General features: G+C 66.0%; 25 protein-coding genes and 1 rRNA gene. 4 read left to right on the top strand and 22 right to left on the bottom strand.

Annotated elements, in window-relative coordinates; genetic code table 11:
* From AB0J29_RS27140 to AB0J29_RS27095, 10 genes are all read right to left on the bottom strand, one after another.
* Positions 1–226 (bottom strand): 16S ribosomal RNA (locus tag AB0J29_RS27140); the annotation flags it as partial.
* A 435-nt stretch (positions 227–661) separates the two neighbouring features.
* Entirely contained in the window at positions 662–1,297 is a 636-nt protein-coding gene (hisH, locus tag AB0J29_RS27135; protein WP_364792077.1) for an imidazole glycerol phosphate synthase subunit HisH, read from the bottom strand.
* Positions 1,294–1,908 carry an imidazoleglycerol-phosphate dehydratase HisB gene (gene hisB / locus AB0J29_RS27130; protein ID WP_364792074.1) on the bottom strand — a complete coding sequence of 205 codons (615 nt, stop codon included), beginning with the start codon at positions 1,906–1,908 and terminating at the stop codon, positions 1,294–1,296. Before hisB ends, hisH begins: the two co-directional genes overlap by 4 nt.
* 23 nt (positions 1,909–1,931) lie before the next feature.
* The gene (locus AB0J29_RS27125; protein ID WP_364792071.1) at positions 1,932–3,065 is read right to left on the bottom strand and encodes a histidinol-phosphate transaminase; all 1,134 of its coding nucleotides are present in this window, start codon (positions 3,063–3,065) and stop codon (positions 1,932–1,934) included.
* Entirely contained in the window at positions 3,062–4,399 is a 1,338-nt protein-coding gene (gene hisD, locus AB0J29_RS27120) for a histidinol dehydrogenase (RefSeq protein WP_364792068.1), read from the bottom strand. The genes AB0J29_RS27125 and hisD overlap by 4 nt, the downstream gene beginning before the upstream one ends.
* A 447-nt stretch (positions 4,400–4,846) precedes the next feature.
* The gene (locus AB0J29_RS27115; protein ID WP_364792065.1) at positions 4,847–6,514 is read right to left on the bottom strand and encodes a protein kinase; all 1,668 of its coding nucleotides are present in this window, start codon (positions 6,512–6,514) and stop codon (positions 4,847–4,849) included.
* A 114-nt stretch (positions 6,515–6,628) separates the two neighbouring features.
* Positions 6,629–8,332 (bottom strand): penicillin-binding transpeptidase domain-containing protein, encoded by a 1,704-nt coding sequence (locus AB0J29_RS27110; RefSeq protein ID WP_364792092.1) that lies wholly within the window; start codon positions 8,330–8,332, stop codon positions 6,629–6,631.
* Positions 8,333–8,433: 101 nt separating this feature from the next.
* Entirely contained in the window at positions 8,434–9,291 is an 858-nt protein-coding gene (locus AB0J29_RS27105) for an arylamine N-acetyltransferase (protein ID WP_364792061.1), read from the bottom strand.
* A gap of 60 nt (positions 9,292–9,351) precedes the next feature.
* The gene (locus AB0J29_RS27100; protein WP_364792058.1) at positions 9,352–10,347 is read right to left on the bottom strand and encodes a prolyl oligopeptidase family serine peptidase; all 996 of its coding nucleotides are present in this window, start codon (positions 10,345–10,347) and stop codon (positions 9,352–9,354) included.
* Positions 10,348–10,367: 20 nt separating this feature from the next.
* On the bottom strand, positions 10,368–11,591 hold the full coding sequence (locus AB0J29_RS27095; protein WP_364792055.1) for an MFS transporter: 1,224 nt from the start codon (positions 11,589–11,591) through the stop codon (positions 10,368–10,370).
* Between the two features lie 96 nt (positions 11,592–11,687).
* On the opposite strand from AB0J29_RS27095, the gene AB0J29_RS27090 reads away from it, so the two are divergent.
* Positions 11,688–12,023, top strand: a complete 336-nt coding sequence (locus AB0J29_RS27090; protein WP_364792052.1) for an ArsR family transcriptional regulator — start codon at positions 11,688–11,690, stop codon at positions 12,021–12,023.
* A gap of 428 nt (positions 12,024–12,451) precedes the next feature.
* Positions 12,452–13,630: a winged helix DNA-binding domain-containing protein gene (locus AB0J29_RS27085; protein WP_364792049.1), complete on the top strand. Its 1,179-nt coding sequence runs from the start codon at positions 12,452–12,454 to the stop codon at positions 13,628–13,630.
* 10 nt (positions 13,631–13,640) lie between these two features.
* Here the strand turns inward: AB0J29_RS27085 and nadC are convergent, their stop codons facing one another.
* The 3 genes from nadC to nadA are packed head-to-tail and all read right to left on the bottom strand — an operon-like array spanning position 13,641 to position 17,386.
* Positions 13,641–14,501, bottom strand: a complete 861-nt coding sequence (gene nadC, locus AB0J29_RS27080; protein WP_364792046.1) for a carboxylating nicotinate-nucleotide diphosphorylase — start codon at positions 14,499–14,501, stop codon at positions 13,641–13,643.
* Between the two features lie 55 nt (positions 14,502–14,556).
* Entirely contained in the window at positions 14,557–16,290 is a 1,734-nt protein-coding gene (locus tag AB0J29_RS27075; RefSeq protein ID WP_364792043.1) for an L-aspartate oxidase, read from the bottom strand.
* 52 nt (positions 16,291–16,342) lie between these two features.
* A complete protein-coding gene (nadA, locus tag AB0J29_RS27070; RefSeq protein WP_364792040.1) occupies positions 16,343–17,386 on the bottom strand; it encodes a quinolinate synthase NadA in 1,044 nt (347 codons plus the stop codon).
* Positions 17,387–17,479: 93 nt separating this feature from the next.
* Here nadA and AB0J29_RS27065 point away from each other — a divergent pair, with 93 nt between their 5' ends.
* Positions 17,480–18,238 carry an NUDIX domain-containing protein gene (locus AB0J29_RS27065; protein WP_364792037.1) on the top strand — a complete coding sequence of 253 codons (759 nt, stop codon included), beginning with the start codon at positions 17,480–17,482 and terminating at the stop codon, positions 18,236–18,238.
* 176 nt (positions 18,239–18,414) lie between these two features.
* Here AB0J29_RS27065 and AB0J29_RS27060 read toward each other — a convergent pair whose 3' ends face one another.
* The 5 genes from AB0J29_RS27060 to bioB all read right to left on the bottom strand — a co-directional run bounded on the left by AB0J29_RS27060 (position 18,415) and on the right by bioB (position 21,615).
* Positions 18,415–18,603, bottom strand: coding sequence for a hypothetical protein (locus AB0J29_RS27060; protein WP_364792034.1), 189 nt, complete (start codon positions 18,601–18,603; stop codon positions 18,415–18,417).
* Between the two features lie 366 nt (positions 18,604–18,969).
* The gene (locus AB0J29_RS27055) at positions 18,970–19,503 is read right to left on the bottom strand and encodes a DUF1353 domain-containing protein (protein ID WP_364792031.1); all 534 of its coding nucleotides are present in this window, start codon (positions 19,501–19,503) and stop codon (positions 18,970–18,972) included.
* Between the two features lie 92 nt (positions 19,504–19,595).
* Complete coding sequence (locus tag AB0J29_RS27050; protein ID WP_364792028.1) at positions 19,596–20,321, bottom strand: DUF2567 domain-containing protein; 726 nt, start codon at positions 20,319–20,321, stop codon at positions 19,596–19,598.
* 2 nt (positions 20,322–20,323) lie between these two features.
* Positions 20,324–20,551: a hypothetical protein gene (locus AB0J29_RS27045; RefSeq protein WP_364792025.1), complete on the bottom strand. Its 228-nt coding sequence runs from the start codon at positions 20,549–20,551 to the stop codon at positions 20,324–20,326.
* Between the two features lie 50 nt (positions 20,552–20,601).
* Positions 20,602–21,615: a biotin synthase BioB gene (bioB, locus tag AB0J29_RS27040; RefSeq protein ID WP_364792022.1), complete on the bottom strand. Its 1,014-nt coding sequence runs from the start codon at positions 21,613–21,615 to the stop codon at positions 20,602–20,604.
* A 179-nt stretch (positions 21,616–21,794) separates the two neighbouring features.
* On the opposite strand from bioB, the gene AB0J29_RS27035 reads away from it, so the two are divergent.
* Positions 21,795–22,379 (top strand): TetR/AcrR family transcriptional regulator C-terminal domain-containing protein, encoded by a 585-nt coding sequence (locus AB0J29_RS27035; RefSeq protein ID WP_364792019.1) that lies wholly within the window; start codon positions 21,795–21,797, stop codon positions 22,377–22,379.
* Between the two features lie 191 nt (positions 22,380–22,570).
* Here AB0J29_RS27035 and AB0J29_RS27030 read toward each other — a convergent pair whose 3' ends face one another.
* The 4 genes from AB0J29_RS27030 to AB0J29_RS27015 are packed head-to-tail and all read right to left on the bottom strand — an operon-like array spanning position 22,571 to position 26,593.
* Positions 22,571–23,914: an LLM class flavin-dependent oxidoreductase gene (locus AB0J29_RS27030; protein WP_364792016.1), complete on the bottom strand. Its 1,344-nt coding sequence runs from the start codon at positions 23,912–23,914 to the stop codon at positions 22,571–22,573.
* A complete protein-coding gene (locus tag AB0J29_RS27025; RefSeq protein ID WP_364792013.1) occupies positions 23,911–24,660 on the bottom strand; it encodes an ABC transporter ATP-binding protein in 750 nt (249 codons plus the stop codon). The genes AB0J29_RS27030 and AB0J29_RS27025 overlap by 4 nt, the downstream gene beginning before the upstream one ends.
* Positions 24,636–25,502, bottom strand: coding sequence for an ABC transporter permease (locus tag AB0J29_RS27020; RefSeq protein ID WP_364792010.1), 867 nt, complete (start codon positions 25,500–25,502; stop codon positions 24,636–24,638). Before AB0J29_RS27020 ends, AB0J29_RS27025 begins: the two co-directional genes overlap by 25 nt.
* Before the next feature lie 2 nt (positions 25,503–25,504).
* Entirely contained in the window at positions 25,505–26,593 is a 1,089-nt protein-coding gene (locus AB0J29_RS27015) for an ABC transporter substrate-binding protein (protein ID WP_364792007.1), read from the bottom strand.
* Between the last annotated feature and the right edge of the window lie 15 nt (positions 26,594–26,608).

Here is a 26,608-nt window from a genome sequence, read left to right as displayed (position 1 = left end):
GGCCCATCCTGCACCGATAAATCTTTCCACCACAAGACATGCATCCCATGGTCATATCCGGTATTAGACCCAGTTTCCCAAGCTTATCCCGAAGTACAGGGCAGATCACCCACGTGTTACTCACCCGTTCGCCGCTCGTGTACCCCGAAGGGCCTTACCGCTCGACTTGCATGTGTTAAGCACGCCGCCAGCGTTCGTCCTGAGCCAGGATCAAACTCTCCGTTGAAGACTCACGAAACACCCCAAAGGAGTGAATCAGAAATATCTGTAACTAGAGTCCGAAAACCCAGCAAATCAAACGCCAGCAAAAATAATTGCTGACTAAATGCCCGACCCCAACACACGGGGGGTATGAGAGGCCGGAACCAAAAATATTTGGCACTGACATTCATCGACACACTATTGAGTTCTCAAAGAACACACGCACACACATTCACTCCGACATAAATCCGGGGCTTCAGTGAGGCAACTTGATGAAGCTTAGCTCAGCCGTCTCCTGAAACAAAATCAGGATCCGTTCGAGCTAGTGTGATCGTCAGGCGCTCCTCGTCCTACCTCGTTTCCCAGGCCATTCGGCTCCGGGTCGGTGTCCGTGTCGCTCTGACTTGGATAAAGTTACTTACCGGCGTGCATGATGTCAAATCGCCTGGCCAGCGGGTGTTTACAGCGAGTTCACCCAATTGCGGAGCAACTGTGCGCCCGCATCACCGGACTTTTCGGGATGAAACTGCGTCGCCGACAGCGGCCCGTTCTCGACGGCCGCCAGAAATGGGACGCCGTGTTCGGCCCAGGTGAGTTTCGGCGCGGCGAAGTGTTCACTCGGTGGCAGGTCCCAGGTCTGCGCGGCATAGGAATGCACGAAATAGAAACGGGTATCGCTGGCCATTCCAGCGAACAGAACACTGTCGGACGGAGCGGACACGGTGTTCCAACCCATGTGCGGGAGCACAGGCGCGGACAGCCGCTCGACCACACCCGGCCATTCCGCGCATCCTTCGGTTTCCACACCGAACTCCACCCCACGCTCGAACAGGATCTGCATGCCGACACAGATACCGAGCACCGGGCGACCGCCGGCCAGCCGCTGACCGATGATGCGTTCCCCTTTCACTTCGCGCAGTCCGGCCATGCACGCGGCGAAGGCACCGACGCCGGGCACGACGAGCCCATCGGCGGCCAGCGCGATCCCAGCATCCGCGGTCACCTCGACATTCGCACCCGCGCGGATCAGCGCGCGATATGCGGAATGCAGGTTGCCGGAGCCGTAGTCGAGCAGAGCGACGGATTTGGTTGTCACAGTGTCCCCTTCGTCGACGGGACACCGCTCACCCGCGGATCCAGTTCGACGGCGGCGCGCAATGCCCGCGCCACCGCCTTGAATTCGGCCTCGGTAATGTGGTGCTGGTCACGGCCGTACAGCACCCGCACGTGCAGGGCGATGCGGGCGTTCAGCGCGATCGATTCGAATACGTGCCGGTTGAGCACGGTGGAATACGGTGCGCCGGGTCCGGAACCGGGAATCACCGTGTGCAGCAGGTGATCGGGTTCGCCGGTGTGCACGCAGTACGGGCGGCCGGATACATCCACCGCGGCATGCGCCATCGTCTCGTCCATCGGAATGAACGCATCACCGAAACGACGGATGCCGGACTTGTCGCCCAGTGCCTTCCCCAGCGCCTGGCCCAAGACGATGGCGGTGTCCTCGACGGTGTGATGCGCCTCGATCTCGATATCCCCCTCGGCGCGCACCGTCAGATCGAAGCTGGCGTGTGCGCCGAGCGCGGTCAGCATGTGGTCGTAGAACGGGACACCAGTGGCGATATCGGTCTTGCCGGTGCCGTCCAAGTCCAGTTCGACGACGATATTCGATTCCTTGGTGACGCGCTCCACCCGCGCGGTGCGATTCATCGTTACTTCCTCCACAGGCGGATTCATCGAATGGTGAGGCCGGTGTCGGCCAAGGTGGCACTGACGCGCAGGAATTCGTCGTTCTCGGCGGCGAGACCGATGGTGACGCGCAGATATCCTGTGATGCCGACATCGCGGATCAGCACGCCGCGGTCCAGATAGTGCTGCCAGGCGCGCGGGGCGTCGGTGAAACGACCGAAGAGCAGGAAGTTGGCATCACTGGGGATCACCTCGAAACCGATGGCGCCCAATGCTTCCGCGACGCGGTCCCGCTGTGCCGCCAGTTCGGCGACACTGGCGAGGGTTTCATCGGCGTGGCGCAGGGCCGCGCGGGCGGCGGCCTGGGTGACCACCGACAGGTGATACGGCAACCGCACCAGCAGCATCGCGTCGATCACCGCGGGAGCGGCCACCAGATAACCGAGTCGGCCGCCCGCGAAGGCGAAGGCCTTGCTCATGGTGCGGCTGACCACGAGTTTCGTCGGATACCGGTCGATCAGGGCGATCGCGCTCGGCTCGGCGGAAAATTCGCCGTATGCCTCGTCGACGACCACGATTCCCGGTGCGGCGGCCAGGATCCTGGCCAGGTCGGCCAGCGGAATGCTGTGCCCGGTTGGGTTATTGGGTCTGGTCACGAAGACCACATCGGGTCGGCGCTCGGCGATGACGGTGAGTGCGTAGTCGATATCGAGGGAGAAGTCGGCATTGCGCTTCGCCTCGACCCATTCGGTATCGATGCCCTCGGAGATGATCGGGTGCATCGAGTACGACGGCACGAAACCCAGTGCGCTGCGGCCGGGTCCGCCGAAGGCCTGCAGCAGCTGCTGCAGGATTTCGTTGGAGCCGTTGGCCGCCCAGACATTCGCGGTATGCACCGCGACGCCGGTTTGGTGGGTCAGGTATTCGGCCAGGTCGGTGCGCAGCGCGACGGCGTCACGGTCCGGGTAACGGTGCAGGTCGGTGGCCGCGGCGCGAATGGATTCGGCGACGTCGTCGACGAGGGCCCGGCTCGGCGGGTGCGGGTTCTCATTGGTGTTGAGTTGCACTGGCACCGTCAATTGCGGTGCGCCGTAAGGCTTTTTACCGCGCAGATTCGCGCGCAACGGCAAATCGTCCAGGCTGATGTCGGAGCCGGGCACGGTGATCTCGGGATTCATGCCAGTGCCTCGAATCGTGCTTGTACGGCCTGGCCATGTGCGGGCAGGTCCTCGGCATTGGCCAGGGCCACCACGTGACCGGCGACATCTTCGAGTGCGGCCCGAGTGTATTCGACAACGTGGATACCGCGCAGGAAGGTCTGCACGCTCAGGCCCGAGGAGTGGCGCGCGCAACCCGCCGTCGGTAGTACGTGATTGGAGCCCGCGCAGTAGTCGCCCAGGCTGACCGGGGCGTACGGACCGACGAAGATCGCGCCGGCACTGCGCACGCGGGCCGCGACGCCCGGTGCATCAGCGGTCTGGATCTCCAGGTGTTCGGCGGCGTAGGCGTTCACCACCCGCAGGCCCTGCTCGATATCGTCGACGAGCACGGTGCCGGACTGCTTGCCGAACAAAGCCTCCCGTACCCGATGCGCGTGTTTGACCACCGTCATCTGAGTGGTGAGCGCGGCGTCCACCGCATCGGCGAGTTCGACGCTATCGGTAACCAGCACGCTGGCCGCGAGCACATCATGTTCGGCCTGACTGATCAGATCGGCGGCGACGTGCACCGGATCGGCGGTGGCATCAGCCAGGATCGCGATTTCGGTGGGGCCGGCCTCGGCATCGATGCCAACCAGGCCGCGGCACAGGCGCTTGGCGGCGGTCACGAAGATATTGCCGGGACCGGTGATCAGGTCGACCGGCTCGAGCTGCGCGCCATCGGTATCGATACCGCCGTAGGACAGCAACGCGACGGCCTGCGCACCACCGACAGCCCACACTTCCTCGACCCCGAGCAGCTTCGCGGCCGCCAGGATGGTCGGGTGCGGCAACCCGCCGAACTGCACCTGCGGCGGTGAGGCAACCACCAGCGAGTCGACACCGGCGGCCTGCGCGGGCACCACATTCATCACGACGCTCGACGGGTAGACGGCATTGCCGCCGGGCACATAGAGCCCCACCCGCTCTACCGGCACCCACCGCTCGGTGACCGTGCCACCGGGCACGACCTCGGTGGTGGTATCGGTGCGTCGCTGGTCGGCGTGCACGGTGCGGGTCCGTTCAATCGCGACCTCGAGTGCGGTACGGACGGCCGGATCCAGCTTCTCCAACGCGGCATCGAGTTCAGCCGCCGCGACCCGCACGCTGGCCGGAATCACGCCGTCGAACTGCTCGCTGAACTCCAGCGCCGCCGCGACCCCGCGGTCCCGGATCGCCTCCACCACCGGTCGCACCTGATGTAGCACCGAGTCCACGTCGACTCCCCCGCGCGGCAGCGCGGTGCGCAGCTCGGCGGCGGAGGGAGTACGGCCGCGCAGATCGACGCGGGCGAGCTCGATGCGGGATGTCATGAGGTCTGCGATCCTGTCTGTCCTGATCCATGGACGCCGTGCCCGACGCCGAGCGGTCGGTATTCTCCGCTCCGCTCCAGCTACCAGCCTATCGGTCCGGTGCCACCCGTTATCCGCGGCGGTCGCCGGATGTGTCGCGGAGTACCGCCGCCGGCCCCGGTCCGGATACGGACCCAGCGCAGGCGGGTGTCAGGCCGTGGCGAGGCGCTCGATGATCATCGGTTCGGCGAGGATCCTCGTCCACCGCTGGCTCGAGTCGCCCTATCAGGATGTCCGTGGCGACGACGTCCTACTGGTCGGCGAGCCCCTCGGCCATCGCCGGCACCACTCCACCTGGCGGCGCCGACATCAATATCGCGCCGGCATCAGTCACTATCAGCGACGATCCGGTCAGCTCACCACATCACGATGTCCGGCTGGCACCCTGGCCGAATCTAGACACTCGCGTTAATGGGTGTCGCTGTCAATTAGCGGAGACCCGCTGCCGGGGTTGATCAACCGAAGCGTCACCGACCTGTTCTGGCTCCCATAGGTCACGCTGGCCACATCGATGTCCACCGAACCGTCTGGGTTGGTACCTATACCGCCACCGGCCGCACCAACGGTGTTGAAGTCCATGACTCGATTCTGCGTCCAGTAGTCCTGGAAGGCTTGTTGGCTGCCGTAGACCTGCTGGGCAGCAGGGGTCAACTGTTTCCATGCATCGGCGACCCTGAGACGGGAAAGGTTGTTGTAGAAGTCCACTACTTGATCAATGGATTTCCGTACGTCGGCCTGGCCAACGCTCTTCGTCCGGCCCACCGGGCCCGCGGCAGCCGTGGAACTGGTCGCACCCGACGACGCAGACGATGCGGGCGGACTCGCTTGCACCGCCGGCGTATTGCCGCCCGACTGATTCAGCACACCGATCAGGATGGCCACGACGGCCACCACCGCGCCGATGGTCGCGCCGACCAGTACTGCCTTGCGCTTACCACCGGACTTGCGCGGCGCCGGGCGCGGCTGTGTGGCCGTCTGCGGATGTGCCGCGGTTCTGGGATGCGATGCGGTTCCCGGATGCGACGCACCACCGGAGTTATTGGGGCGGACGGAATTTCGCGGCGGCGGCGCTGGACGTGGCTGCCGCGCGGTCGGCTGATGTTCCGGCATCGGATTCGCGGGCGGGCGCAGCGCACGGGTCGCGGATTCGCCGTGGCGACCGAAAGCCTCACTGGCGGGCACGAATCCGGCGGGCACCGGTCCGGAACCGGGATCGGAGAGTGCGGAAAGATATTCGCGAGCCGCACGCATGGTCGGCCGGTCCGCGGGTTCCGGGCTCAGCAGATCCAGCAGGAAGTCGGTCGCGGGGCCCGCATTCCGCGGTTCGCTCACCTGGCCGTTCGCCGCGGCGTAGAGCACGGCGAGTGGATTGGCGCTGGCACCGTACGGCGGTTCACCCTCCAGTGCGTGGAAAAGCGTTGCGCCCAAGGCGAATACGTCGGCGGCGGGCGTCGGGTCGGAGCCGCGCGCGACCTCCGGTGCGAGATACGCCGCGGTCCCGCAGATCAGACCCGTCTCGGTGAGGGTGACGTCACCGGTGGCGCGGGAGATGCCGAAGTCGGTGATCTTCACGGTGCCGGTGTCGTCGAGCAGGATATTGCCCGGTTTGACATCGCGGTGCACGATTCCGGCGTGATGCGCGGCGATGAGCGCCGCGGCGACCTGTTCGCCGATCCGCGCGACCTGGGTCAGCGGCAGCATGCCCTGCGCGGAGATCACGCCCGCCAGACTCTTCGACTTCATATACTCCATCACCAGGCACGGATCGCCGTTGTGCTCGGTGATATCGAAGACCACAATCGCGTTCGGATGCTGGAAGCGCGCCGCATTGCGGGCCTCGCGGATCGCCCGCTGACGCACCACATCGCGCTCGGCTTCGGGCAGGCTCGGCTTGATATGGATCTGCTTCACCGCGACCGAGCGCTGCAGGCGTTCGTCGATGGCACGCCAAACCACACCTGTGCCGCCGCTACCAATCCGCTCGACCAGGCGGTAGTGCTCCGCGATCAATTGACCGGTATCGATGGCGCCTACTCCGAACCTTCTCGAAATCGTGACATCACGCGTATTGACCATCAACGCGTTCCGCCGACGAGTGTAGCGGGGGGCAATCCTCGGCACACGGCTGCGGGGGTATATTCGCCGCCCACACCGCGCCGAATGCTCATGCCGTGCGGATTCAGGTGTCGCTCATCGACCCGAACGCAGCATACGACCCGCGGCCTGCACGGCCGGCCCCGAACTGTTCGCATCGCTGACCAAGACGGCGAAGGCCAGGTCACCGTCGATGCCGACGAACCAGCCGTGCGCGTGCTTGTCATCGATGTACTCGGCGGTGCCCGTCTTGCCGATCAGGCCCGAAATGTCGCGCAGCGCGGTGGCAGTGCCGCCGGTAATGGTTTCGCGCATCATGGTTTTCAGCTGCTCATCGGTGGCCGGCGGGAGCGGCGCCGGGGTGCGGTCGGCGACACCGGGCTGCCCGTTGACGACCATCGGCAGCGGCAGCGATCCGCGCGCGATGGATGCGGCGACCAGCGCCATCCCGAACGGTGAGGCCGTCACCTTGCCCTGGCCGATACCGGACTCCACCCGCAGCGCCGGAGAGTCCGCGGTCGGCACCTTGCCGGTGACGGTGGTCAGCCCGGGTGTGACGAAGTCGATGCCGAGGCCGAGTTGCGCTGCGGCATCGGTCAGTCCGTTCGGTGCGAGATTCGCCGCGAGTTGGCCCATGGTGGTGTTGCACGACTGGGCGAAGGCGGTGTGCAGCGCGACATTGCCGAGGTCGAAGTTGTTATCGTTGGGGATGCTACGGCCCTCGATATTGGCGGTGGCCGGGCACGGCAGCACGGTGTCGGGCGTCACCGCGCCGGATTGCAGTGCGGCGGAGACCGTGACGGTCTTGAAGGTCGAACCGGGTGGATACAGGCCGGTGAGCGCGATCGGTCCCTGGGCGTCGGCGGCCGCGTTCTGCGCGACGGCGAGCACCTTCCCGGTGGAGGGTTGCAGTGCGACGATAGCGGCGGGCTGGGTGATCGGCATCAATGCGCTCTCCGCGTAGCGCAGCAGATCTGTGTCGAGGGTGGTCACGATATCCGCGGTGGGTTTCGGATCCTGACCGGCGACGCGTTCGGTGCCGTCGGCGGTCTGCGCCCGCACCGCCCAGCCCGCCGCTGCGTCGGCGGAGCTCTGCCACAGATCGGCCAGGCCGGACAGCACGGGTGACGCGAGGGATTTATCGGTGGCGAGCAGGCGGGTCTGCGGCGTGAGAGTGACACCCGCAACCGCGGCCAACGCCGTCTGGATCGGGGCGATATCGGTGTCGCGCAGGGTGACTGCAATGATCGGCTTGCCCTGTGCCGCAGCCAGGTCCGATTGCAACGACTGTGCGGTGATATCCGCGGCGACCGGTGCGAGCAGGGCTGCGAGCGCGGCGGTGTCGGCACCGGGGGCAACGTTCACCAGGGTGACGACCTGCTCGGTCATCAACTCACCGCCCGATGCGTCCAGAACGCGCGCCGGCTTCGGATAGGTGTTCGCATAGCTCAGCGGGCCGAGCGCGAGACCGGGTGCGATGGCATCGGGATCCCATTTGATCTTCCAGCCGCCGCCGGATTCGCCGGCGGAACCGGTGGTGGTGTAGCTCCACGCGTTCTTGCCGTCCTTGCCGAACTTCCAGGTGGCGGCGAGGGTGAAGGAGTTCTTGTCCACTTTGCGGACCTCGAATTCCACGTTCTTGCCGAGCCCGTCGTAGAGCTTGCCCAGCGCATCCGACGCCTTGGTCGGATCGTCGGTGAGTGCGGCGGCCGCGGCGATATCGTCCCGGCTGAGCGCAGCGGCGAACTGCCCGGCGACAGTGTCGGGCTGGTCCGGCCCCGAGCTGCAACCCAGGGCCATCGCGGAGGCTGCGAACAGAACGAGAAGATTCCGGTATGAACGCACCTAGCCGACTCTAATGGCCGATAGTGATCAGCCCGGGTAGCCGACACGGAGCTGTTTCAGGCGAGCCAGGGACCTCGAGCGAGGGCGATGGCGTCGGGTTCGGAGAGCTCGATATCGAAGACCTCGGCGAGGATTTTCGGAAGTTCGGCGGGTTCGAGCTCGCGGGTTTCGCTGGAGCCGTTCGGATACTCGGTGATGAGGGTGAGGCCGTCCAGGACGTGGTGGACGTCCGGGAGGAAGCGCTGTACGAACGGCCGGGTGGTGAACGGCGACCGCGGCGCGGTGGACACGAAGTGGTTGCCGACCGCGAAATCGATGCGGTACTGCGGGTTCAGCGTGAAGGTGTAGCGGTCGATCCAGCCGTCGCGGCCGAACTGGTGCAGCACCCACCGGTCGCTGTCGAGTTCACCGGTGCCGCGCTCGAGCCGGAACCGCCAGTCGCCGAGCGCGAATTCGCCGCCCTCGACCAGTTCATAGGGCGCGAGCGGTCCGGAGCCGAAACCGACATCGCAGATCCAGACGCGATCGTCATCGCTGGTGGTGACGCGCAGCAGGGCGTGGGTGGCCGGGCGCAGACCGTCGGATACCCCCATGGTGACCCGGCCGCTGAGTCCGGTCACCCCGAAGCCGAGCCGTTCCAGCGCGGCGGCGAACAGGCCGACGTTCTCATAGCAATAGCCGCCGCGCTGGTGCCGGATCATCTTGTCCTGCAACGATTCCAGATCCAGCGGCACCGGGCGGCCGAGAATGGACTCCAGATTCTCGAACGGGATCGTGGTGGTGTGTGCGTAGACGAGCGCGCGCAGGGTGGCCGGCGTCGGGGTGCGGTCGCCGCTGTAGCCGATGCGAGCCAGGTACGCGTCGAGGTCCAATTCCGCGCCGTTCCAGTGGTACGCGGGATCATTCGGCTTCATTGCACCTCTCCTAGTGTCCGGTTCTGCCCCAATGAACCACACCGCATCGACAGGTGTTCCCTAGGCCGCGCATTTGGCGTTCGGCGGGGCCGGTGGGGCGGTCACGATGCCGCGGGCGACGTCGACCAGATAGTCGCGGTCGGGTCCGTCGACGGGTTCCGTGCCGAGCAGCAGGCGCTCGACCACGCAGCCGCCCTCGAAGTACGCGGGACCGATGCTGTGATCGCCGGGGACCACGGCGCCGTACAGGTCGCGGCCGGTGACGATCGTGTACATCGAGGTGGGCTTACCCGCGGCGAGCAGTCCGGCCCGCATTTCCAAGGTCGCCGGGTACGGCACCACATCGTCGGCCGTGCCGTGGATGAGAAAGGCGCGTTTGACGCTCATCCGAGCGGCAAGCAGAGCGGGCGAACGTTGGGCATACGCCAGCGGACAGACCGTTGGGACGCAGTCGCCCGCATCGCGTTCGATCTGGGCGGGCAGTGCTGGATCGATGCCCGCCGCGGCGACCCACATGCTGAAATCATCGGCGGGACCGTAATTGTCGACCCAGTAGTCGAAAAGTCCGTGCGGAGCGTACGCTGCCGCGAGTCCGCTCATGGTGCCGCCCTGACTCCAGCCCCACAGCACGGTGCGGCCGATGGTCGGATGCTCGTTCTGGTACCACTGGGTGGCGGTGACAATATCGCGCCAGCCCGCCCACAGATTCCAGTCACCGGTGCGCCAGACGCTGATCGCGCTGCGGGCGTCCATGGACAGGATCGGGGTCGCGGTGCGGCGGGCGATCGAGGTCAGATATTCGGCGAAGTCGGCGGAGCTGCCGTTGTGGCCGTGGACCGCGACGACCAGGTCGCGCGGCGTCAGATCGCCCGCCGCACAGCGATACGGTTCATATATGCGGCCGGTGGCCTCCTCGCCGTCCACCATCAGGCTCACCATCCGGACGTCCATGTGGACCGCGCAGTCCGGTTCGGCCGATACGGGCGACGCGACAAGGCTAGTCGTCGACACCGCGGCGAACAGCGCACAGCCGAGCGCCAGCAGCAGGTGTCTCATCCTGGAATGATGACATGTGACTATCGCCGTCCGGTCGCTGTGACGGGGTGAGTCGCGACGAATACCGCGCCGAGCATCGCGGCCGCACCGACAATGCCCGCGAAGGTCGTCGCACCCGCTGGCAGACCGATTGCGTCACTGAGGAATCCGGCCGACAGCGGGAGCACGGCGGCGGGCAGATAACCGCCGACATTCTGGGCTGCATTGGCCTCGGCGAGCCGATCGGCGGGCACGCTCGCGCTGATGGCCGTGAGACCGCCGAACTGGCCCATGCCCTGACCGATGCCCGCGAGGATCGCGGCGGCGGCGAAGAACGCGATCGACGACAGCCGCAGCGCCGCGACCAGGGTAATCATGCTCAGCAGGGTGGCTGCCGTGCCACCGAGCAGGATCGTGCGCAGGCGCAGCCGCCGCACCGCGAATTGGATGCCGGTGGCGCCGAGGAACATGACGAAGGCCAGTCCGCCCGCGAGCACTCGGTTGGTGGCGCCCAACAGGTTCGACAGCAGCGAGGGACCGAGCGAGAGCACGAACGATGTCGCGGTAATGCCCGGCGCGAATACCGCGATGCCGAGCCGTACAGCCGTACGGCCACCGGTCGCGACAGCGGGGATGCGGATCCAAGGGCCGCGTCTGCGCGCCCCCTTGGGCAGATCAAGCCGTGCTACGACCACGAAAGCCGTAGCGAGCAGGACCATTTCGACTATAAAGATGGTGACGGTCGGGCCGGGAACCAACTGTGACAGCAGACCCGCCAGCAACGGACCGAAGCCCGCACCGAGCACCATGGCCGATGAGGCCGCAAGTGCGGCAAGGCGTTTGCGCTCCGGGCCGCCGATATCGGTCACCGTCGCCATCCCGGCCGAAACCGCCGCGCCGACCGCTATTCCGGTAAGCAGGCGCGCGATCATCAGTATCGCAACCGAATTCGCGGTGGCGAACAGGACGCAGGCGAGCATTGCGAGGAGCACCGCGGGCAGGAGCACTGGCTTGCGGCCGGTGCGGTCCGAGACCACGCCCGCGACCAGCAGTGCGCCGAGCAATCCAGCGATGTAGCAGGCGAACACGGCGGTCAATGTGCCCGAGGAGAAGCCCAACCGGTGCTGCCACACGACATAGATCGGGGTGGGCGCATTCGAGAGCACGAAGACCGCGAGCACCGGCCAGGCCGCCAGCCACACCGCACCGTCGCGTCGCGCCTCGGGTTCCGGTTTCACCGCGAGCGCCATCATCCCAACCTCCATGGTTCGAAATTTCTCGTACTTGTACGATGGGAGTCGAACTTAACATTTAGTACGATAGAAGTCGAACCAAGAATTAACCGATCCGCAGGAGACCCGATGCCATCGACCGACACCGTCGCGACCACACTGCCCGAGCCGGCGCGTGCCCAGCTGCGGCTCGAGGATGTGCTCGGCGTGCTCAGCGATCCACTGCGGCTGACCATGGTGCAAAAACTGCTGCTCGAATCCCCCGAGACCGATCGCTCCTGCGGCTGGTTCGATGTCGATCGGCCGAAATCGACACTGACACACCATTTCCGAGTGCTGCGGGAGGCCGGCGTCACCCGTCAGCGGCAGTTCGGGCTGGAACGCCGCAGCCGGGTGCGGATCGAGGATCTCGACGCGAGATTTCCCGGACTACTCGATCTGGTGCGTGCCTGGCAGCCTGCGTAATTCGGCGGTGTGAAGAACAAGCTGCGTGGCGGCACGTTCCGGGATACGAGCATGAGCATCTGCGTGCTCGTCCCAGCGGCCGACGGCACCATCGATCCGGCGAGCGGATGCGGGTGGCCGGACTCATCGGCTCCGATCCGGTGCCGCAGAACATCCCGACCGACGAGCTGCGCAACCTGTTCGAAGACAACTGCAACCGGCTGGTCGGCGACCCCGCGTTCGGGGCGAACGAGCATATGCGCTGCGGCAGATCAGCAAGGCCGCGGGTAAGCCGACCGAGGCGCATGCGGTCGTGCGGATCGGCATCATCATGATCGGCAATGCGGACGGGAATTTCGATCAGACCGAGATCGAGGCGGTGCGGTAGGCGTGCCAGGCGGCACGGGAGGATCCGCGGCGGTTCTGCATCGGCCCGCTACTATTCGCATATGCGTTCGATTGATACCGCAGAGCGGCGGGCCCGGCTCGCGCGACGACATCGGCTCACGTCGGCGTGCCGCACCGATGATGTTGCCGATATCGTCCGCTCCCTCGTGGTACTGCATGCGACCGATCCCGCGACGGTGTACCTGTCGGTGGGCGCGCGCAGTCGCAGCGCCGAGCCCACACATGTCGAGCAGGCCCTGTACGACGATCGGACGCTGCTGCGCCTGCTCGCGATGCGGCGCACCATGTTCGTCGCACCGGTCGAATTGCTGCCGGTATTGCAGGCGTCGTGCGCGGATGCGTTGGCGGAGAAGCAACGTCGCACCTACCGCAGATTCATCGAGCAGGCCGGTGTCATCGACGGGGATGTGCGCGCATGGCTCGCCGATATCGAAGACGAAACGCACAGGGCGCTTTTGGCGCGCGGTGCGGCGACCGGCGCGCAGCTGAGCAAGGACGTGCCCCGGCTGCGCACGCAGGTAAATCCCGCTCCGGACAAGGCATATTCGCGCCCCACCAGCATTACCACCTGGGTGCTCGTGATTCTCGGCACCGAGGGGCGCATCGTGCGCGGTCGGCCGAACGGCAGTTGGACGAGCAGCCAATACAGCTGGGCGCCGACGGAAACCTGGCTGCCGCAAGGTGTTGCGGCCATGTCCGCCGATGCGGCCCGCGCCGAACTCGTCCGACAGTGGCTCTACGCCTTCGGCCCCGCCCCGATCACCGATATCAAGTGGTGGACCGGCTGGACCCTCACCGAAGTCCGCAAGGCGCTCGCCCAACTCGACGTGGTGGAGGTCGATCTCGACGGCACCACCGGCCTGCTACTCGCCGACGACCAGGACCCGACCCATGAGCCCGAACCCTGGACCGCGCTACTCCCTGCCCTCGACCCCACCCCCATGGGCTGGCAGTCGCGCGACTGGTACCTCGGCTCGCACGCACCGATGCTGTTCGACCGCAATGGCAACGTCGGCCCCACCATATGGTGGAACGGCCGCATAGTCGGTGGCTGGGCCCAACGCAAGGACGGCGAAATCGTCTATCGCCTCCTGGAGGATATCGGCGCCGAGGCCGAATCGCTCATCGAAGCCGAAGTCGACCGCACCGCCACCTGGTACGGCGGAGTTCGCGCCATCCCACGCTTCCGGACTCCGTTGGAACGGGAACTCACCGCCTGACAGGTCGCTGCTACATGTCCAGGCCGAGGTCGAGGACACGGACGGAGTGGGTCAGGGCGCCGATGGCCAGGTAATCGACGCCGGTGCGAGCGTAGTCGGCGGCGTCGGCGAGGGTCAGGCCGCCGGAGGATTCGAGTTTGGTGGTGGGGGCCTGGGCATCGCGGCGTTGGACGGCGGCCTGGGTCTGCCACAGGGGGAAGTTGTCGAGCAGGACCAGTTCGACGTTTTCGGCCAGGACGGCGTCGAGTTGTTCGAGGCTGTCCACTTCGACCTCACAGGCGATATCGGGGGCCAGCTCGCGGACGGCACGCAGGGCCGCGACCACCGAACCGGCGGCCACCACGTGGTTGTCCTTGATGAGGGCGGCATCGCCGAGACCCATCCGGTGATTGACGCCACCGCCGACGCGGATCGCGTACTTCTGTAGGGCACGTAGGCCGGGCAGGGTTTTACGGCTGTCGCGAATGCGGCAGTTGGTGCCGGCGACCGCGTCGACCCACGCGGCAGTCGCGGTCGCGATGCCGGACAGGTGACAGACGAGATTGAGCATGGTGCGTTCGGCGGTGAGCAGGCCGCGGGTCGGCGCGACCAGCTCGAGCACGGACCGGCCCGGCTCGACCCGGGTGCCGTCGGCGACCCGATCGGTGATTTCGTAAGTGCCCGCACCGATCACCTCGTCGAGCACGAGCAGGCCGACATCGAGCCCGGCCACCGTGCCCGGCTGGCGCGACACCACCGATGCCTTCACCGCCGCATCGGCGGGAACCGTTGCCGCCGTGGTGATATCCGGGCCATAGCGCAGATCCTCGTCCAGCGCGGTGCGAATCAGGGCCAGCACCTCGTCACGATCCAGGCCGGTATCCAGTCCCATCAGTGCACTCCTTGTCTTACTACCCGCAGCATTCGCGGAAATTCCCTGTTCTCGATCATGAGGCGTTGGGGATGGCGTCCTGAGTCCAGGTGGTGAGGTCGAGACCGTCCGGGGCTGGGACGGGGTGACCTTCTGGGCCCAGACGTACCGTGCGGCTGTGGCATTGGTGGTCGTCGGGGGTCGGGTGGTCGGAGCGGGTGTGGGAGCCGCGGCTTTCGGTGCGGGCTGCCGCGGCGAGCAGCAGCACTTGGGCGGTGAGGGTGAGGGCGGCGTCCTCGAATTCGGTGATGCGTTGTGCCGCGGCCGCGGCGTTGAGGTCTGCGGTGTCGTTACCGCTCGGTGCGCTGTCCCGCGCCGAAATGTCGCTCACTACCGAAAGTTCGTTCGCGAATCGCTGGCTGGCACTGGTCAACTCGGCACGCAAGCGACTTGCCGCACAGTGCGACACCCCATCCCGTAACCGCACGGCCGCCTCCGCCAGCCCGGCGGCATCGCGGACCACAGAGGCATGCGATGTCATCGACTGCTGGACCAACGCTCGGGCCGCGCGCGGAATGGTATGGAAGGACACGTCCGTCACGTGTGCTTCCTCGCCGAGACGTTCGGCGGCGGCCACCCCGGCCCGCTCACCGACCACCAGCCCCTCGAGCAGACTGTTGGAGGCCAGCCGGTTGGCACCGTGCAGTCCGGTGCGCGCCACCTCACCCGCAGCGTACAGACCGGGAACCGCGGTCCGGCCGTGGGTGTCGGTCACGACCCCGCCACATTGATAGTGCGCCGCGGGGGCGACCGGAATGAGATCGGTATGCGGATCGATCCCGGCGGCCAGGCAGGATGCGGTGATCGTCGGAAAACGTTGCGGGAAGTGGTCGATCGCTCGGGCGTCGAGGTAGACATGGTCGGTACCGAGTGCGCGCATCCGTGCGGCGATCGCACGCGACACCACATCGCGCGGTGCCAGATCACCACGCGGGTGCACACCCGCGGTCACCGAATGTCCTTCGGAATCAACCAATGTTGCGCCTTCGCCGCGGACCGCCTCGCTGATCAACGGCCGCCTGCCCAGTCCACCCGGGGTGTAGAGCACCGTCGGATGGAATTGCACGAATTCGAGGTCGGCCACCGTCGCACCGGCCCACAGCGCGAGCGCGATGCCGTCGGCGGTGGCACCCGGCGGATTCGTGCTCAGCGCGTACAGCTGACCGAGCCCGCCGGTGGCCAGCAGCACCGCCGGCGCGTGCACGACCCCGAATCCGTTCTCGGACACCGCGATCACACCCTGCACGCCGGTCCGCCCGGTGACGACTTCCAGCGCCGCGGCACCGAACAGGATCGGCAACCCGGCCGCATTCAGCGCACGCTGCACCTCGGCGCCGGTGGCGTCACCGCCGGCATGGATGATCCGTCGCGTGCTGTGCCCGCCCTCGCGGGTTCGCGAAATCTGGCCGTCCCGCGCGAGATCGAAGACCGCGCCCAGGTCGGTCAGTGCGGCGACCGCGGCCTGACCGCCTTCGACGATCGACCGCACCGCCGCCTCGTCACACAGTCCGACACCGGCCTCGACCGTGTCGCGCACATGTGATTCCACCGAATCCTCATGCGGCGCAACGACTGCGATACCGCCCTGGGCGTACTGGGTCGCGGTATCTGTGGGGCCGCCCTTGCTGAGGATGAGCACCCGCAGACCGCGCAGCGATGCCGTCCGTGCCGCGGTCAACCCGGCGACACCGCCACCGATAACGATCAGATCGGCGGCGGCTTCCCAGTCGATCCGCGGCGCAGCGGTCATTCCGCACCGCCACTCCGGACGAGCGCGCACGTCGCGCTCCGATCGCAGCGGTTCATTCACCGCCGCCCGGGTTGCCGATTTCGATCATGCGCTGCACCGAATTGCGAGCCAACGCGGCGGTTTCCAGGTCGACGTGCACCTCGTCGGTGTTCTCCACGAGCGAGCGGAGCAGTGCCGCGGGGGTGATCATCTTCATGTACTTGCAGGACGCACGATCGTTCACGGCCTGGAAGTCGATGCCGGGGGCGGCCTTTCGCAGCTGGTGCAGCATGCCGACCTCGGTCGCGACCAGGACCTGATTCGACTTCGCGGCCTTGGCGGCATCGATCATCCCGCCGGTCGACAGAATGTGCACCCGGTCGGCCGGGAACGAGCCCTCGCCCGCGAGGTACAAGGCCGAAGTGGCGCAGCCGCATTCGGGGTGCACGAACAGTTCGGCATCTGGGTGGGTGCGGGCCTGCTCGGTCAGTTCGTCACCGTTGATCCCCGCGTGTACGTGGCATTCGCCCGCCCAGATCTGCATGTTCTCGCGGCCGGTGACCCGCTTGACGTGCGCGCCGAGGAACTGATCCGGCAGGAACAGCACCTCGCGGTCCGGATCGATGGAGGCAACAACATCGACGGCATTCGATGAGGTGCAGCAGATATCGGTGAGCGCCTTCACCGCGGCGGTGGTGTTCACGTAGGAGACGACCACCGCATTCGGGAATTCGGCCTTCCAGGCTCGCAATTCGTCGGCGGTGATGGAATCGGCCAGGGAGCAGCCCGCCCGCTGGTCCGGAATGAGCACGGTCTTCTCGGGGCTCAGGATCTTGGCCGTCTCGGCCATGAAGTGCACACCGCAGAAGACGATGGTGTCCTCGGGCGCCTCGGCCGCGATGCGGGACAGCGCCAGCGAGTCGCCGACGTGGTCGGCCACGTCTTGGATCGCGGGCAACTGGTAGTTGTGCGCGAGAATCGTCGCGTTGCGCTCCCTGGCGAGGCGCTTGACCTCGGCCGCCCACTCCGGTGTGGCCTCGACACCGGCGAATCCGGTCGGACCGTCGAATACCTGCCCCATCAGCGGGGGCGCCAGCTTCACACCCGTCGTCGCCATGGATGGCTCCTCTCCTCGTACGCTCGGCCCTTGTGCCTATTCGCATGCCGGCCGATTCGCACCAAACCAGGTTTTCGACTTATAATCGAAAACGTGCCCCATAGTAACACCATCCACGAAACGCTTACCGCGGTGTTCCAGGTTCGGCGCTTCCCCACCGAAATCACCGCAGGTAGCAGCCCTGTGCGCAGGACAGATGAGCTGATACGACCATGTCCGCCCGGTCAGCGGAGTGAACTCGCGGTGCTGTTGTGGGAGCGCGCACTCGACCCACAGAAGGGCACCTGGTCGCTCCCCGGCGGACGACTGCGCGACGACGAGGACCTCAATGTCTCGGCCCGCCGCCAGCTCGCCGAGAAGGTCGATGTGCGCGAGCTGGCGCATCTGGAGCAGCTGTCGGTATTCAGCAATCCGGACCGGGTGCCCGCACCGCGCCGGATCGCCTCGGCCTATCTGGGTCTGGTGCCGCTGACCGCGGACCCGCAACTGCCCTCGGACACGTCATGGCATCCGGTTTCCCAGCTGCCGCGCATGTCGTTCGATCACGGCACGGTCGTCGAACACGCACGCACCCGGCTCGCCGCGAAGCTGTCCTACACCAATATCGCCTTCGCACTGGCACCGGAGCGGTTCACTATGTCCACGCTGCGCGAAATTTATTGCGCCGCACTGGGGTACGAGGTCGACACCACGAATCTGCAGCGAGTTCTTACGCGCCGCAAGGTGATCACGCCGACCGGCGCGACCGCATCCCCCGGCCGGACAGGTGGACGCCCCGCGGCGGTCTATCGGTTCACCGACTCCGAGCTCCGGGTCACCGACGAATTCGCCGCGCTGCGCCCACCGACCTGACCTCCCCGCAATCGCCTGGCCACGTCACACAGTCGATTACGAGTTATCCGGACCGGAAGGAGCTGGCGGTTCGGTGGACCGGAACTGGACTCGAGCAACCCCGCGAACAACAAAAACCCCGCCTTCACATGCCTTCGCACGCGAAACGGGGTCGATCACGACCATCGGAAGCAACCTCAATCCCGCTCCCGCCCTTTATGTTTCACCTTCCGCCGATACCGCCGCGCACTGGGAACCGGCTGCGCGGCATTGGACCGCCGCAAAGCATCCCGCCGCCGCCACGCCGCCAGACCAGCCCGTTCCCACTCCCCGGCCTCCGGAACCAGCACCCACTGCCCATGCCTGATCAACATATCCTCGCTCATCGCCACCTCCTTCCCATCCTCGGCTCAACGTGCGCAACAACGGTATCGACGAGGCGCCACATGCGGCCAGCGATTTTCCGGGAGTCATGAACGCCAACGAACCCGAATTGCTCACAGGGCCGCCGATACGGCAGCTGCGGCAAGTGGTTTCGCCAGTTCGCGGGATGGTCGCAGCCACGGTTCCCGATGGCCCGAATCCAGCTGTCCTCCTGCACTTTCCGATGGCAGGAACGACATCCCTCGGCGTGCAATGAGATCAGGACGGGCCGGGAAACGAGACTTCGTCGATCAGGGCAACAACCATGCGGTTAGGGCAGCTGAAAGGAGTTCTGGACCGGATTGTTCGACCTGCTCGGGCGGCCGTGTTCAAGCCGTTCTCAGCCGCGGCTGGGGCGGCGGCGCGCCGGTTCGGCGGCCGAGCCGCGCGAACACCCAGAACACCAACTCCACCAACCAGAACAAAAGCAGGAATACCGTCACCACGGTCACCGGGATCGTGAGGAATACCGACGATGGGATGGCGATGAGTACGACCAGTGCGATATCACCGAGATTCGCGCCACGAAGGCGACTGTCCAAACGCACTGCGGCCCACATCATGTAGCGGCGCGGTACCGAGACCCGGAACTCACGCAGACAGCGCCGGAAGATGCCGTCGGCGTCGGCCGTACTCACCACATTCGAGCTGCGCAGGTAGTCGTGCAGGATGGCGGCACGGGTGTAGACGCCGTATCGCGGCACCAGCCAGACCAGAGCCCTTGGCACCGATGCGAAGTCGGTGCGGAAGCCCGCAGGGATGACGAATTCTGCTGTCGCACCGTGATAGACGAGCGGCTCGACGACCCGCCAGAATTGCGCGTCGAGTTCCTCGACCACCGGTCCGCTACCGACGAACGCCATGATCCGTTCCTCTCTGAACGCACAGCGTGTCCCACAATTCTAGGCCGTCCCGGTACGTCTGTACCGCCGCGTGGGCAACGGTTCGGATAACGTTAGCGAGCGCCATCCGAACCAGGCGGTCCGAAGCCGCCGTAGGGAACACCGTAGGGCACCGGCCCGCCGTTCGCGGCGTCACGGTACGGATCGGCACTGTGGACGGTCGCGAATCCGCTTGCCGCAGTGGAGTATGGACGCGCATCGCCGAACGGTCCGCTGAATCCGGTGCCGAGATCCTCTGTCGGACTGAGCGCCGCGAGGAACAGCATGATCAGCGAGGCGAACAGTGGTTGCACGATCAGCGCCAGCCAACTGCCGACCTCGACCGGCAGCCGCACGATCTGGCCGACCGAGGGATCGTACGGCATCGGATGCTGCCATTGCATGATCTGCTCGCCGACCTTGGCCATCACGTAAGCACCTGCGCCGGAACCGATCAGCAGTCCCCATTGCAGCAGCGGTCCGCGCGCGCGACGCCAACGCCACACCCCGATGGCCGTCAGCACACCCAGCACCGCACCGATACAGACAAAGATTGCCAGCGCGTCGAACTGGTGCACACTCTCGCCGGTCAATGCCGCGCCCTTGGCCGGTACCGCACCGGCGCGCGCCTTGACCACGAGATACTGCTCGGAGGGCGCCACGAACGCCCACACCACACCGCCGAGCACGCTGAGCAGCACCACCCCGACCGCGATCAGCGCGGCCGCCCGCAGCTCACGCCGCACACCAACCAGCCGAGCCGATCCGGCCGGCCCGCTGACGTCGCCGTATTCGGTCACCACTAGCGATGTTCCAGATTCTTCGAATCCAGTACCCCGTGCCGCGAGCATTTCGCCCACCAGCCGTCGGGGCTGACCTGCACGATCATGCGGCGGCCACACTGCTCGCAGAAGCGCGGCGGTTCCAGCCCCAGCGCCGCGGCGGCCGGGACCGGATCGTCGAGACCCGGCACGATGCGTTTGCCGGTGAACGGGTTGTAGCGCTCGTTCATATCCATGACAGTACTCATGGCACCAGCCTCTTTCGTGATGCTTGCGTACTCAGTATTCGGCAGCCGGATCACAGTGTTTCGTTGAGCGCCTTGATCGGCATCTTCAGCTCGCCGAGCAGATCCAGATCCGACTCGGCGGGCCGACCGAGGGTGGTCAGATAGTTGCCGACGATGACGGCATTGATACCACCGAGTATGCCCTGCTTGGCGCCGAGGTCGCCGAGGGTGATCTCGCGACCGCCCGCGAAACGCAGAATGGTGCGCGGCAGCGCGAGCCGGAATGCTGCCACGGCGCGCAGTGCGTCGGCGGCGGGTAGCACCTCGAGGTCGCCGAACGGGGTGCCGGGACGCGGGTTGAGGAAGTTCAGCGGCACCTCGTCGGGTTCGAGTTCGGCCAGGTTGGCCGCGAATTCCGCACGCTGCTCCAAGGTTTCGCCCATGCCGAGGATGCCGCCGCAGCAGACCTCCATACCGGCCTCGCGCACCATGCGCAGGGTGTCCCAGCGCTCTTCCCAGGTGTGCGTGGTGACGACATTCGGGAAGTGCGAACGGGAGGTCTCGAGGTTGTGGTTGTAGCGGTGCACACCCATGGCGGCGAGCTGGTCGACCTGTTCCTGGGTGAGCATGCCGAGCGAACACGCGACCTGGATGTCGACCTCGTTGCGGATGGCCTCGACACCGGCTGCGACCTGCGCCATCAGCCGCTCGTCCGGACCACGCACGGCCGCGACGATGCAGAATTCGGTGGCGCCGGTCTTGGCGGTCTGCTTGGCGGCCTCGACCAGGCTGGGGATATCGAGCCAGGCGGCACGCACGGGCGACTGGAACAGACCCGACTGCGAGCAGAAGTGGCAGTCCTCGGGGCAGCCGCCGGTCTTGAGGCTGATGATGCCCTCGACCTCGACCTCGGGACCGCACCACTTCATGCGCACCTCGTGCGCGAGGGCGAGCAGTTCCTCCAGCCGGTCGTCGCCGAGCCGTAACACCTCGAGGGTCTGCTCCTGGGTCAGGCCTTTGCCGCGCTCGAGCACCTGCTCGCGGGCGGTCGCCAGAATATCGGTGTGGACGGGTGCCTGGGTCACTGCACGAATCCCTTCGTCCGGCCGAGGTGGCCGTGCAACTTGAACGGTGTTCAGGCTAGGGTAGCGGTAGCAGTGAGTCAAAACACGCGCGGCATAAGCGACGGGCCTGGAGGCGGCAGCGAGCGTTGCCACGGAGGGCCCCCGGGAATGCCGCATCGAATACAGCGGAAGGAAACACCGTGCAGCTGCATCGCGCGGACGTGGTCGACGGCGCCATCGCCATACTCGACCAGTACGGTCTCGCCGACCTGACCATGCGCAGGCTAGCCGGTTCACTCCAGGTCCAGCCGGGGGCGCTGTACTGGCACTTCCCCAATAAACAGGCGCTGCTCGGTGCGGTGGCCGACCGGATCTTGGCCCCGATGGAGGATCCGGTCGAGGCGGAGGACTGGTCGGCCCAGATCAGCGAATTGGCGCATCGGCTGCGCGGTTGCCTACTCGCCTATCGCGACGGCGCCGAATTGGTCTCGGCGACCTACGCTTCCCGACTCACCACGAGCAAGGGCCGGGAACGACTCGCGGGCGCGGCGATCCGCGGCGGAATGCCACGGCCGGAAGCGGAACTCGCGGCGTACACGCTGCTGTACTACGTGCTCGGGCAAACGGTGGACGAACAGTCCAGAATGCAAATGGATTCGGCCGGCGCGCTGACCGAGGACGCCTCACCACTGAACGAAACCCCGGACGCGACAGCACGTTTCGATTTCGGTCTGCAGCTGTTCGTCGGCGGTGTGCGGCACCTGCTCGGCACCCGCGCACGCTGAATCCCGCGTCGACGCACACCTGGAAGGAACGTCCCGATGCCCATCTCCGATCCCGCCGGTCCTGCCGAAGCGGCGGGGTCATCCGACGTGGTCGGGCGTGTGGTTTCGGCGGCGGAAGGAAACCCGGTCGCTCACCTCGTCCAGGTGCGAGCGGTCATTTCGCCGGGCTCGATACGGGCCGGTGCAGGTGCTCACGGCGCGAGCGCCGGTCGCCGGGCATACCGGCTCTCCGGTCGCACCAGACCGAAGTGGTCACGCAGCGTGGTTCCGGTGTATTCGGTGCGGAACAGGCCGCGCCGCTGCAGGATCGGGACGACCTGCTCGGCGAAGACCTCCAGACCACCCGGGTAGTAGGGCGGCATCACGTTGAAACCGTCGGCGGCGCCATTGCGGAACCATTCCTCGATGGTGTCCGCGACCTGCTCCGGCGTACCGGCGAAGACTCGATGTCCGCGGGCACCGGCGAGACGGTGCAGCAGCCCGCGCACGGTGGGCCGTTCCCGCCGCACAATCCCCGCGACGACCTGCCGACGGCTGCGGTCGTTATCGGTGACATCGCCCGCGTCGCTGAACAATTCGAGCGGCACCGATTCATCCAGCGGCAACTGCCGCAGGCTCTGCCCCGCGATGGCCTCCAACTGCTTCAGCCCGTATTCGGGCACCGTGAGCTCGTTGAATTCCCGCTCCAACTGTTTGGCCGCCGCTTCGGTAGCACCGATGAACGGACTGATACCGGGCAGGATCTTGATCTGCTCGGCGTCCCGGCCGAATTCGACGGCCTTGCCCTTGATATCGGCATAGAAAGCCTGCGCATCCGCCAAGCTCTGATGCGCGGTGAAGATCGCCTCAGCGTAGCGGCCCGCGAACGCCCGTCCGTCATTCGAAGCGCCGGCCTGGACGAGTACCGGATGCCCCTGCGGGGTGCGCGGCGCATTGAACGGACCACGCACACTGAGGTATTCGCCGACGAAATCGATCGGGTGGATCTTATCCGGATCGGCGTAGATGCCGGCCTCCTGGTCCAGCAGGATGGCATCGTCCTCCCAGCTGTCCCACAGCGCGACGACCGCATCGACGAATTCCCGTGCCCGCGCGTACCGGGTCGTGTGGTCGGGATGTTTGTCGAGCCCGAAATTCGCTGCGGCGAGGTCGGTTCCGGTGGTGACGATGTTCCAGCCCGCCCGGCCGCCGGAGATGTGGTCCAGCGTGGAGAACAGCCTGGCCAGGTTGTATGGCTCGTAGTAGGTAGTGGACGCGGTGGCGATCAGCCCGAGATGGGTTGTGGCCGTCGCGATCGCGGTGAGCAGTGTGATCGGTTCCAGACCGGAGGCGGCATTGTGTTCGACATCGGTGCGCAATGCGGGCCCGTCGGCGAAGAACACCGCATCGAGTTTCGCGGCTTCGGCGGTGCGGCCGATCTCCTGATAGTAGGCGACATCGTAGATCCGGTCGGGTCGGCTCTGCGGATGCCGCCAGGCCGCCTCGTGATGTCCGGCGGGGTAGATGAACGCATTGAGGCTGAGTTGGCGTGTCATGAGGCCTTCTTCTCATCGGATAGCGCCCCGACATCGACGCCGAGGCTGGAAAGCAGCAGTTCGCGCAGGCGGTGGAAGTCCGGATCGATGTGGCGGCGTGGACGTTCCAGATCGATGCGCTGATCGACGGCGATGCGCCCCTCGTCGAGTACGAGCACGCGGTCGGCGAGCAGTATCGCTTCATCGACATCGTGGGTCACCAGCAAGACGGCCGGCTTATGCCTGGCGCACAGCTCCAGCAGCAGCACATGCATCTTGATGCGGGTGAGCGCATCCAGCGCCCCGAAGGGCTCATCGGCCAGCAGCAACTCCGGCTCCCGCACCAACGATCGCGCCAGGGCGACGCGCTGCTTCTCACCTCCGGAAAGCTCCTTCGGCCACGCCTTTTCCCGCCCCGCGAGCCCTACCTCGGCCAGCGCGGTGCGACCGCGCTCGGCGGCATCTGCCCCTTTCAAGCCGAGAGTCACATTGTCCAGCACCCGATTCCACGGCAGCAGCCGCGAATCCTGGAACACCACCGCACGTTCCGTCGGCACCCGGGACTCGCCCGAGCCGAGCACATCACGATCCAGCTCGGCCAGTGCGCGCAACAGCGTGCTCTTGCCCGAGCCACTGCGTCCGAGCAGGGCGACGAATTCACCGCGCGCGATATCGAGATCGATGCCGTGCAACACCACGCGATCGCCGAAACCCCTACGCAGCCCGCGAATTCGCACCACATTCAGTCCGCGATCGTCTGCCGCCATGACAGCGCCCTCCGTTCCGTCGCGCGCACGGCGAGATCACCGAACAGTCCGAGCAGGCCATAGATCACCAAGCCGACCACGATGACGTCGATCTGTCCGTAAGTTCGCGCTTGTGTCATCAAATAGCCGATGCCGCTGGTGGCATTCACCTGTTCGACCACGACCAACGCCAGCCAGGAAATCGTCACCGCCAGCCGCAACCCGGTGAAGAATCCGGGCAGTGAACCGGGCAGGGCGATCCGTCGAATGAAACCCCACCGCGAAAGTCCCACCGTCGCAGCCAATTCCACATACTGGCTGTCGATGCCGCGCAATTGCGCGTGGGTATTGATGTAGATCGGAATCGCGACACTGGTGGTGATGACGATGAGCTTCATTTCCTCACCGATGCCGAACCACACGATGAACAGCGGGATCAGTGCCAGCGTCGGAATCGAGCGTTTGATCTGAATGGGCCCGTCCACCAGCGCTTCACCGACCCGGCTCAACCCGGCGATCAAGGCGAGCACAACACCGATCACCACGCCGAGCCCGAGCCCCCAGGCCGCGCGCTTCAGCGAAGTAAGCAGATTGGACTGCAACCTACCGTCGGCCAGCAGATCGCGCGCGGTCTCGGCGACCGTCCACGGCGCGGGCAGGGTCTGCTCATCGAGTGCGCCCGTGGCGGATCCGATCACCCATGCCGCGATCAGCAACGCGGGCCCGATGGCGATAGCGAGCGGAATCGGGCGGCCCGGTCCGAGCCGGGGCCGAGTCGACTTGCGACGGGGCAATACCGGCTCCGCGGTGGTGCGCGAACTTTGTCCGATCCGGCCGAGTACGCCGATATTCACTGTGGCCATTGCTATTTCGCCTTCGGTTCGAATGCGGCGCCGCTCTCGGTGACGGCCTGGCTGACGACGGCGTCGAAGCGCAGATCGAAACCGTCCGCTGCGCGCACCTTCTTGGGCAATTCGCCCGCCTTGTCGATCGCGTCGATGGTGACCTGCTGGCGATCGATGAGCTGCTGATCCAGATGCGGGAAGACGTACGTGCCGAGCGAATCGACAATGCGCTTGGCATCATCGGCGCTGACCTTCTGGTTCTCGACGTAATACCTGCGCGCCCACTCCTCCTGATGGGTATTGACCCATTGGTAAGCGCGAATATAGGCAGCGACCACTGCCCTTGTCGCGGCCGCCTTGGCCGGATCGGTCACCGCGACGCGGCGCGCGTAAAGATAGTTGACACCGCCATAGATCCCGGTGGTCTCCGAATCCGGGATCAGTGCAGCACCCGGGGTGCGCAGCAACCGAGTGATATACGGTTCGACGAGCGGAGCGATATCGACCTGACCGGTGCGCACCGCATCCAAGAATTCCCCGATCTGCAACCGAACCAGTTGTACGTCAGTGGTTTTCAACCCGGCCTTATCGAGAGCCCGCAGCACCGCGGCCTGTTGCGCGGTGCCCTCCGCATAGGCGATCTTCTTTCCCTTCAGATCGGCCAGGGTGCTGACCGTCTTACCCGGAGCCACCGCGAGTTTCAGCGCATGGGGATTGGATTGGTGAGCCGCGATGATCGGCACGTCCTGCCCGGCGATCTGCGCATGAATCGGCGGAACATCGCCGACGGTCGCGACATCCGCGGCGCCCGCCCGGAATGCCTCCAGAATGGCCGGACCGCCGATGAAATTGGCGAACTCTACCTTGAACGGCAGCTTGTCCAGCTCGCCGGAGAACTGGAGTACCGACTTGAACCGCTCCAGCTGGTCGGCGAGTACAAGTGTGGTGCCGGCGGGGATTTCGGTTGGCAGCGGCGCGTCGGTTTTACCGACCGGCTCATTGTCGCTCGCGCAGCCGGTTATACCCAGGCTCGCAACGGTCGCCGCAGCGAGCAATGCGGCAATTGTGCGCCCGCGCAGGCCGGTCAGGAACGTACGTGGTCGGAACATGCGGTGATTGAATCA

This window comes from Nocardia sp. NPDC049707 (assembly GCF_040674855.1).
In the GTDB taxonomy this organism is placed as follows: Bacteria; Actinomycetota; Actinomycetes; order Mycobacteriales; family Mycobacteriaceae; genus Nocardia.
This window is presented reverse-complemented; position numbering and strand designations above follow the sequence as displayed.

Excerpts from the sequence above, each read along its gene's own strand:
- hisB (WP_364792074.1), bottom strand. The coding sequence starts at position 1,908 with ATGAATCGCACCGCGCGGGTGGAGCGCGTCACCAAGGAATCGAATATC.
- AB0J29_RS27125 (WP_364792071.1), bottom strand. The coding sequence starts at position 3,065 with ATGAATCCCGAGATCACCGTGCCCGGCTCCGACATCAGCCTGGACGAT.
- hisD (WP_364792068.1), bottom strand. The coding sequence starts at position 4,399 with ATGACATCCCGCATCGAGCTCGCCCGCGTCGATCTGCGCGGCCGTACT.
- AB0J29_RS27115 (WP_364792065.1), bottom strand. The coding sequence starts at position 6,514 with ATGGTCAATACGCGTGATGTCACGATTTCGAGAAGGTTCGGAGTAGGC.
- AB0J29_RS27110 (WP_364792092.1), bottom strand. The coding sequence starts at position 8,332 with ATGGCCCTGGGTTGCAGCTCGGGGCCGGACCAGCCCGACACTGTCGCC.
- AB0J29_RS27105 (WP_364792061.1), bottom strand. The coding sequence starts at position 9,291 with ATGAAGCCGAATGATCCCGCGTACCACTGGAACGGCGCGGAATTGGAC.
- AB0J29_RS27100 (WP_364792058.1), bottom strand. The coding sequence starts at position 10,347 with ATGAGACACCTGCTGCTGGCGCTCGGCTGTGCGCTGTTCGCCGCGGTG.
- AB0J29_RS27095 (WP_364792055.1), bottom strand. The coding sequence starts at position 11,591 with ATGGAGGTTGGGATGATGGCGCTCGCGGTGAAACCGGAACCCGAGGCG.
- AB0J29_RS27090 (WP_364792052.1), top strand. The coding sequence starts at position 11,688 with ATGCCATCGACCGACACCGTCGCGACCACACTGCCCGAGCCGGCGCGT.
- AB0J29_RS27085 (WP_364792049.1), top strand. The coding sequence starts at position 12,452 with ATGCGTTCGATTGATACCGCAGAGCGGCGGGCCCGGCTCGCGCGACGA.
- nadC (WP_364792046.1), bottom strand. The coding sequence starts at position 14,501 with ATGGGACTGGATACCGGCCTGGATCGTGACGAGGTGCTGGCCCTGATT.
- AB0J29_RS27075 (WP_364792043.1), bottom strand. The coding sequence starts at position 16,290 with ATGACCGCTGCGCCGCGGATCGACTGGGAAGCCGCCGCCGATCTGATC.
- nadA (WP_364792040.1), bottom strand. The coding sequence starts at position 17,386 with ATGGCGACGACGGGTGTGAAGCTGGCGCCCCCGCTGATGGGGCAGGTA.
- AB0J29_RS27060 (WP_364792034.1), bottom strand. The coding sequence starts at position 18,603 with ATGAGCGAGGATATGTTGATCAGGCATGGGCAGTGGGTGCTGGTTCCG.
- AB0J29_RS27055 (WP_364792031.1), bottom strand. The coding sequence starts at position 19,503 with ATGGCGTTCGTCGGTAGCGGACCGGTGGTCGAGGAACTCGACGCGCAA.
- AB0J29_RS27045 (WP_364792025.1), bottom strand. The coding sequence starts at position 20,551 with ATGAGTACTGTCATGGATATGAACGAGCGCTACAACCCGTTCACCGGC.
- AB0J29_RS27030 (WP_364792016.1), bottom strand. The coding sequence starts at position 23,914 with ATGACACGCCAACTCAGCCTCAATGCGTTCATCTACCCCGCCGGACAT.
- AB0J29_RS27025 (WP_364792013.1), bottom strand. The coding sequence starts at position 24,660 with ATGGCGGCAGACGATCGCGGACTGAATGTGGTGCGAATTCGCGGGCTG.
- AB0J29_RS27020 (WP_364792010.1), bottom strand. The coding sequence starts at position 25,502 with ATGGCCACAGTGAATATCGGCGTACTCGGCCGGATCGGACAAAGTTCG.
- AB0J29_RS27015 (WP_364792007.1), bottom strand. The coding sequence starts at position 26,593 with ATGTTCCGACCACGTACGTTCCTGACCGGCCTGCGCGGGCGCACAATT.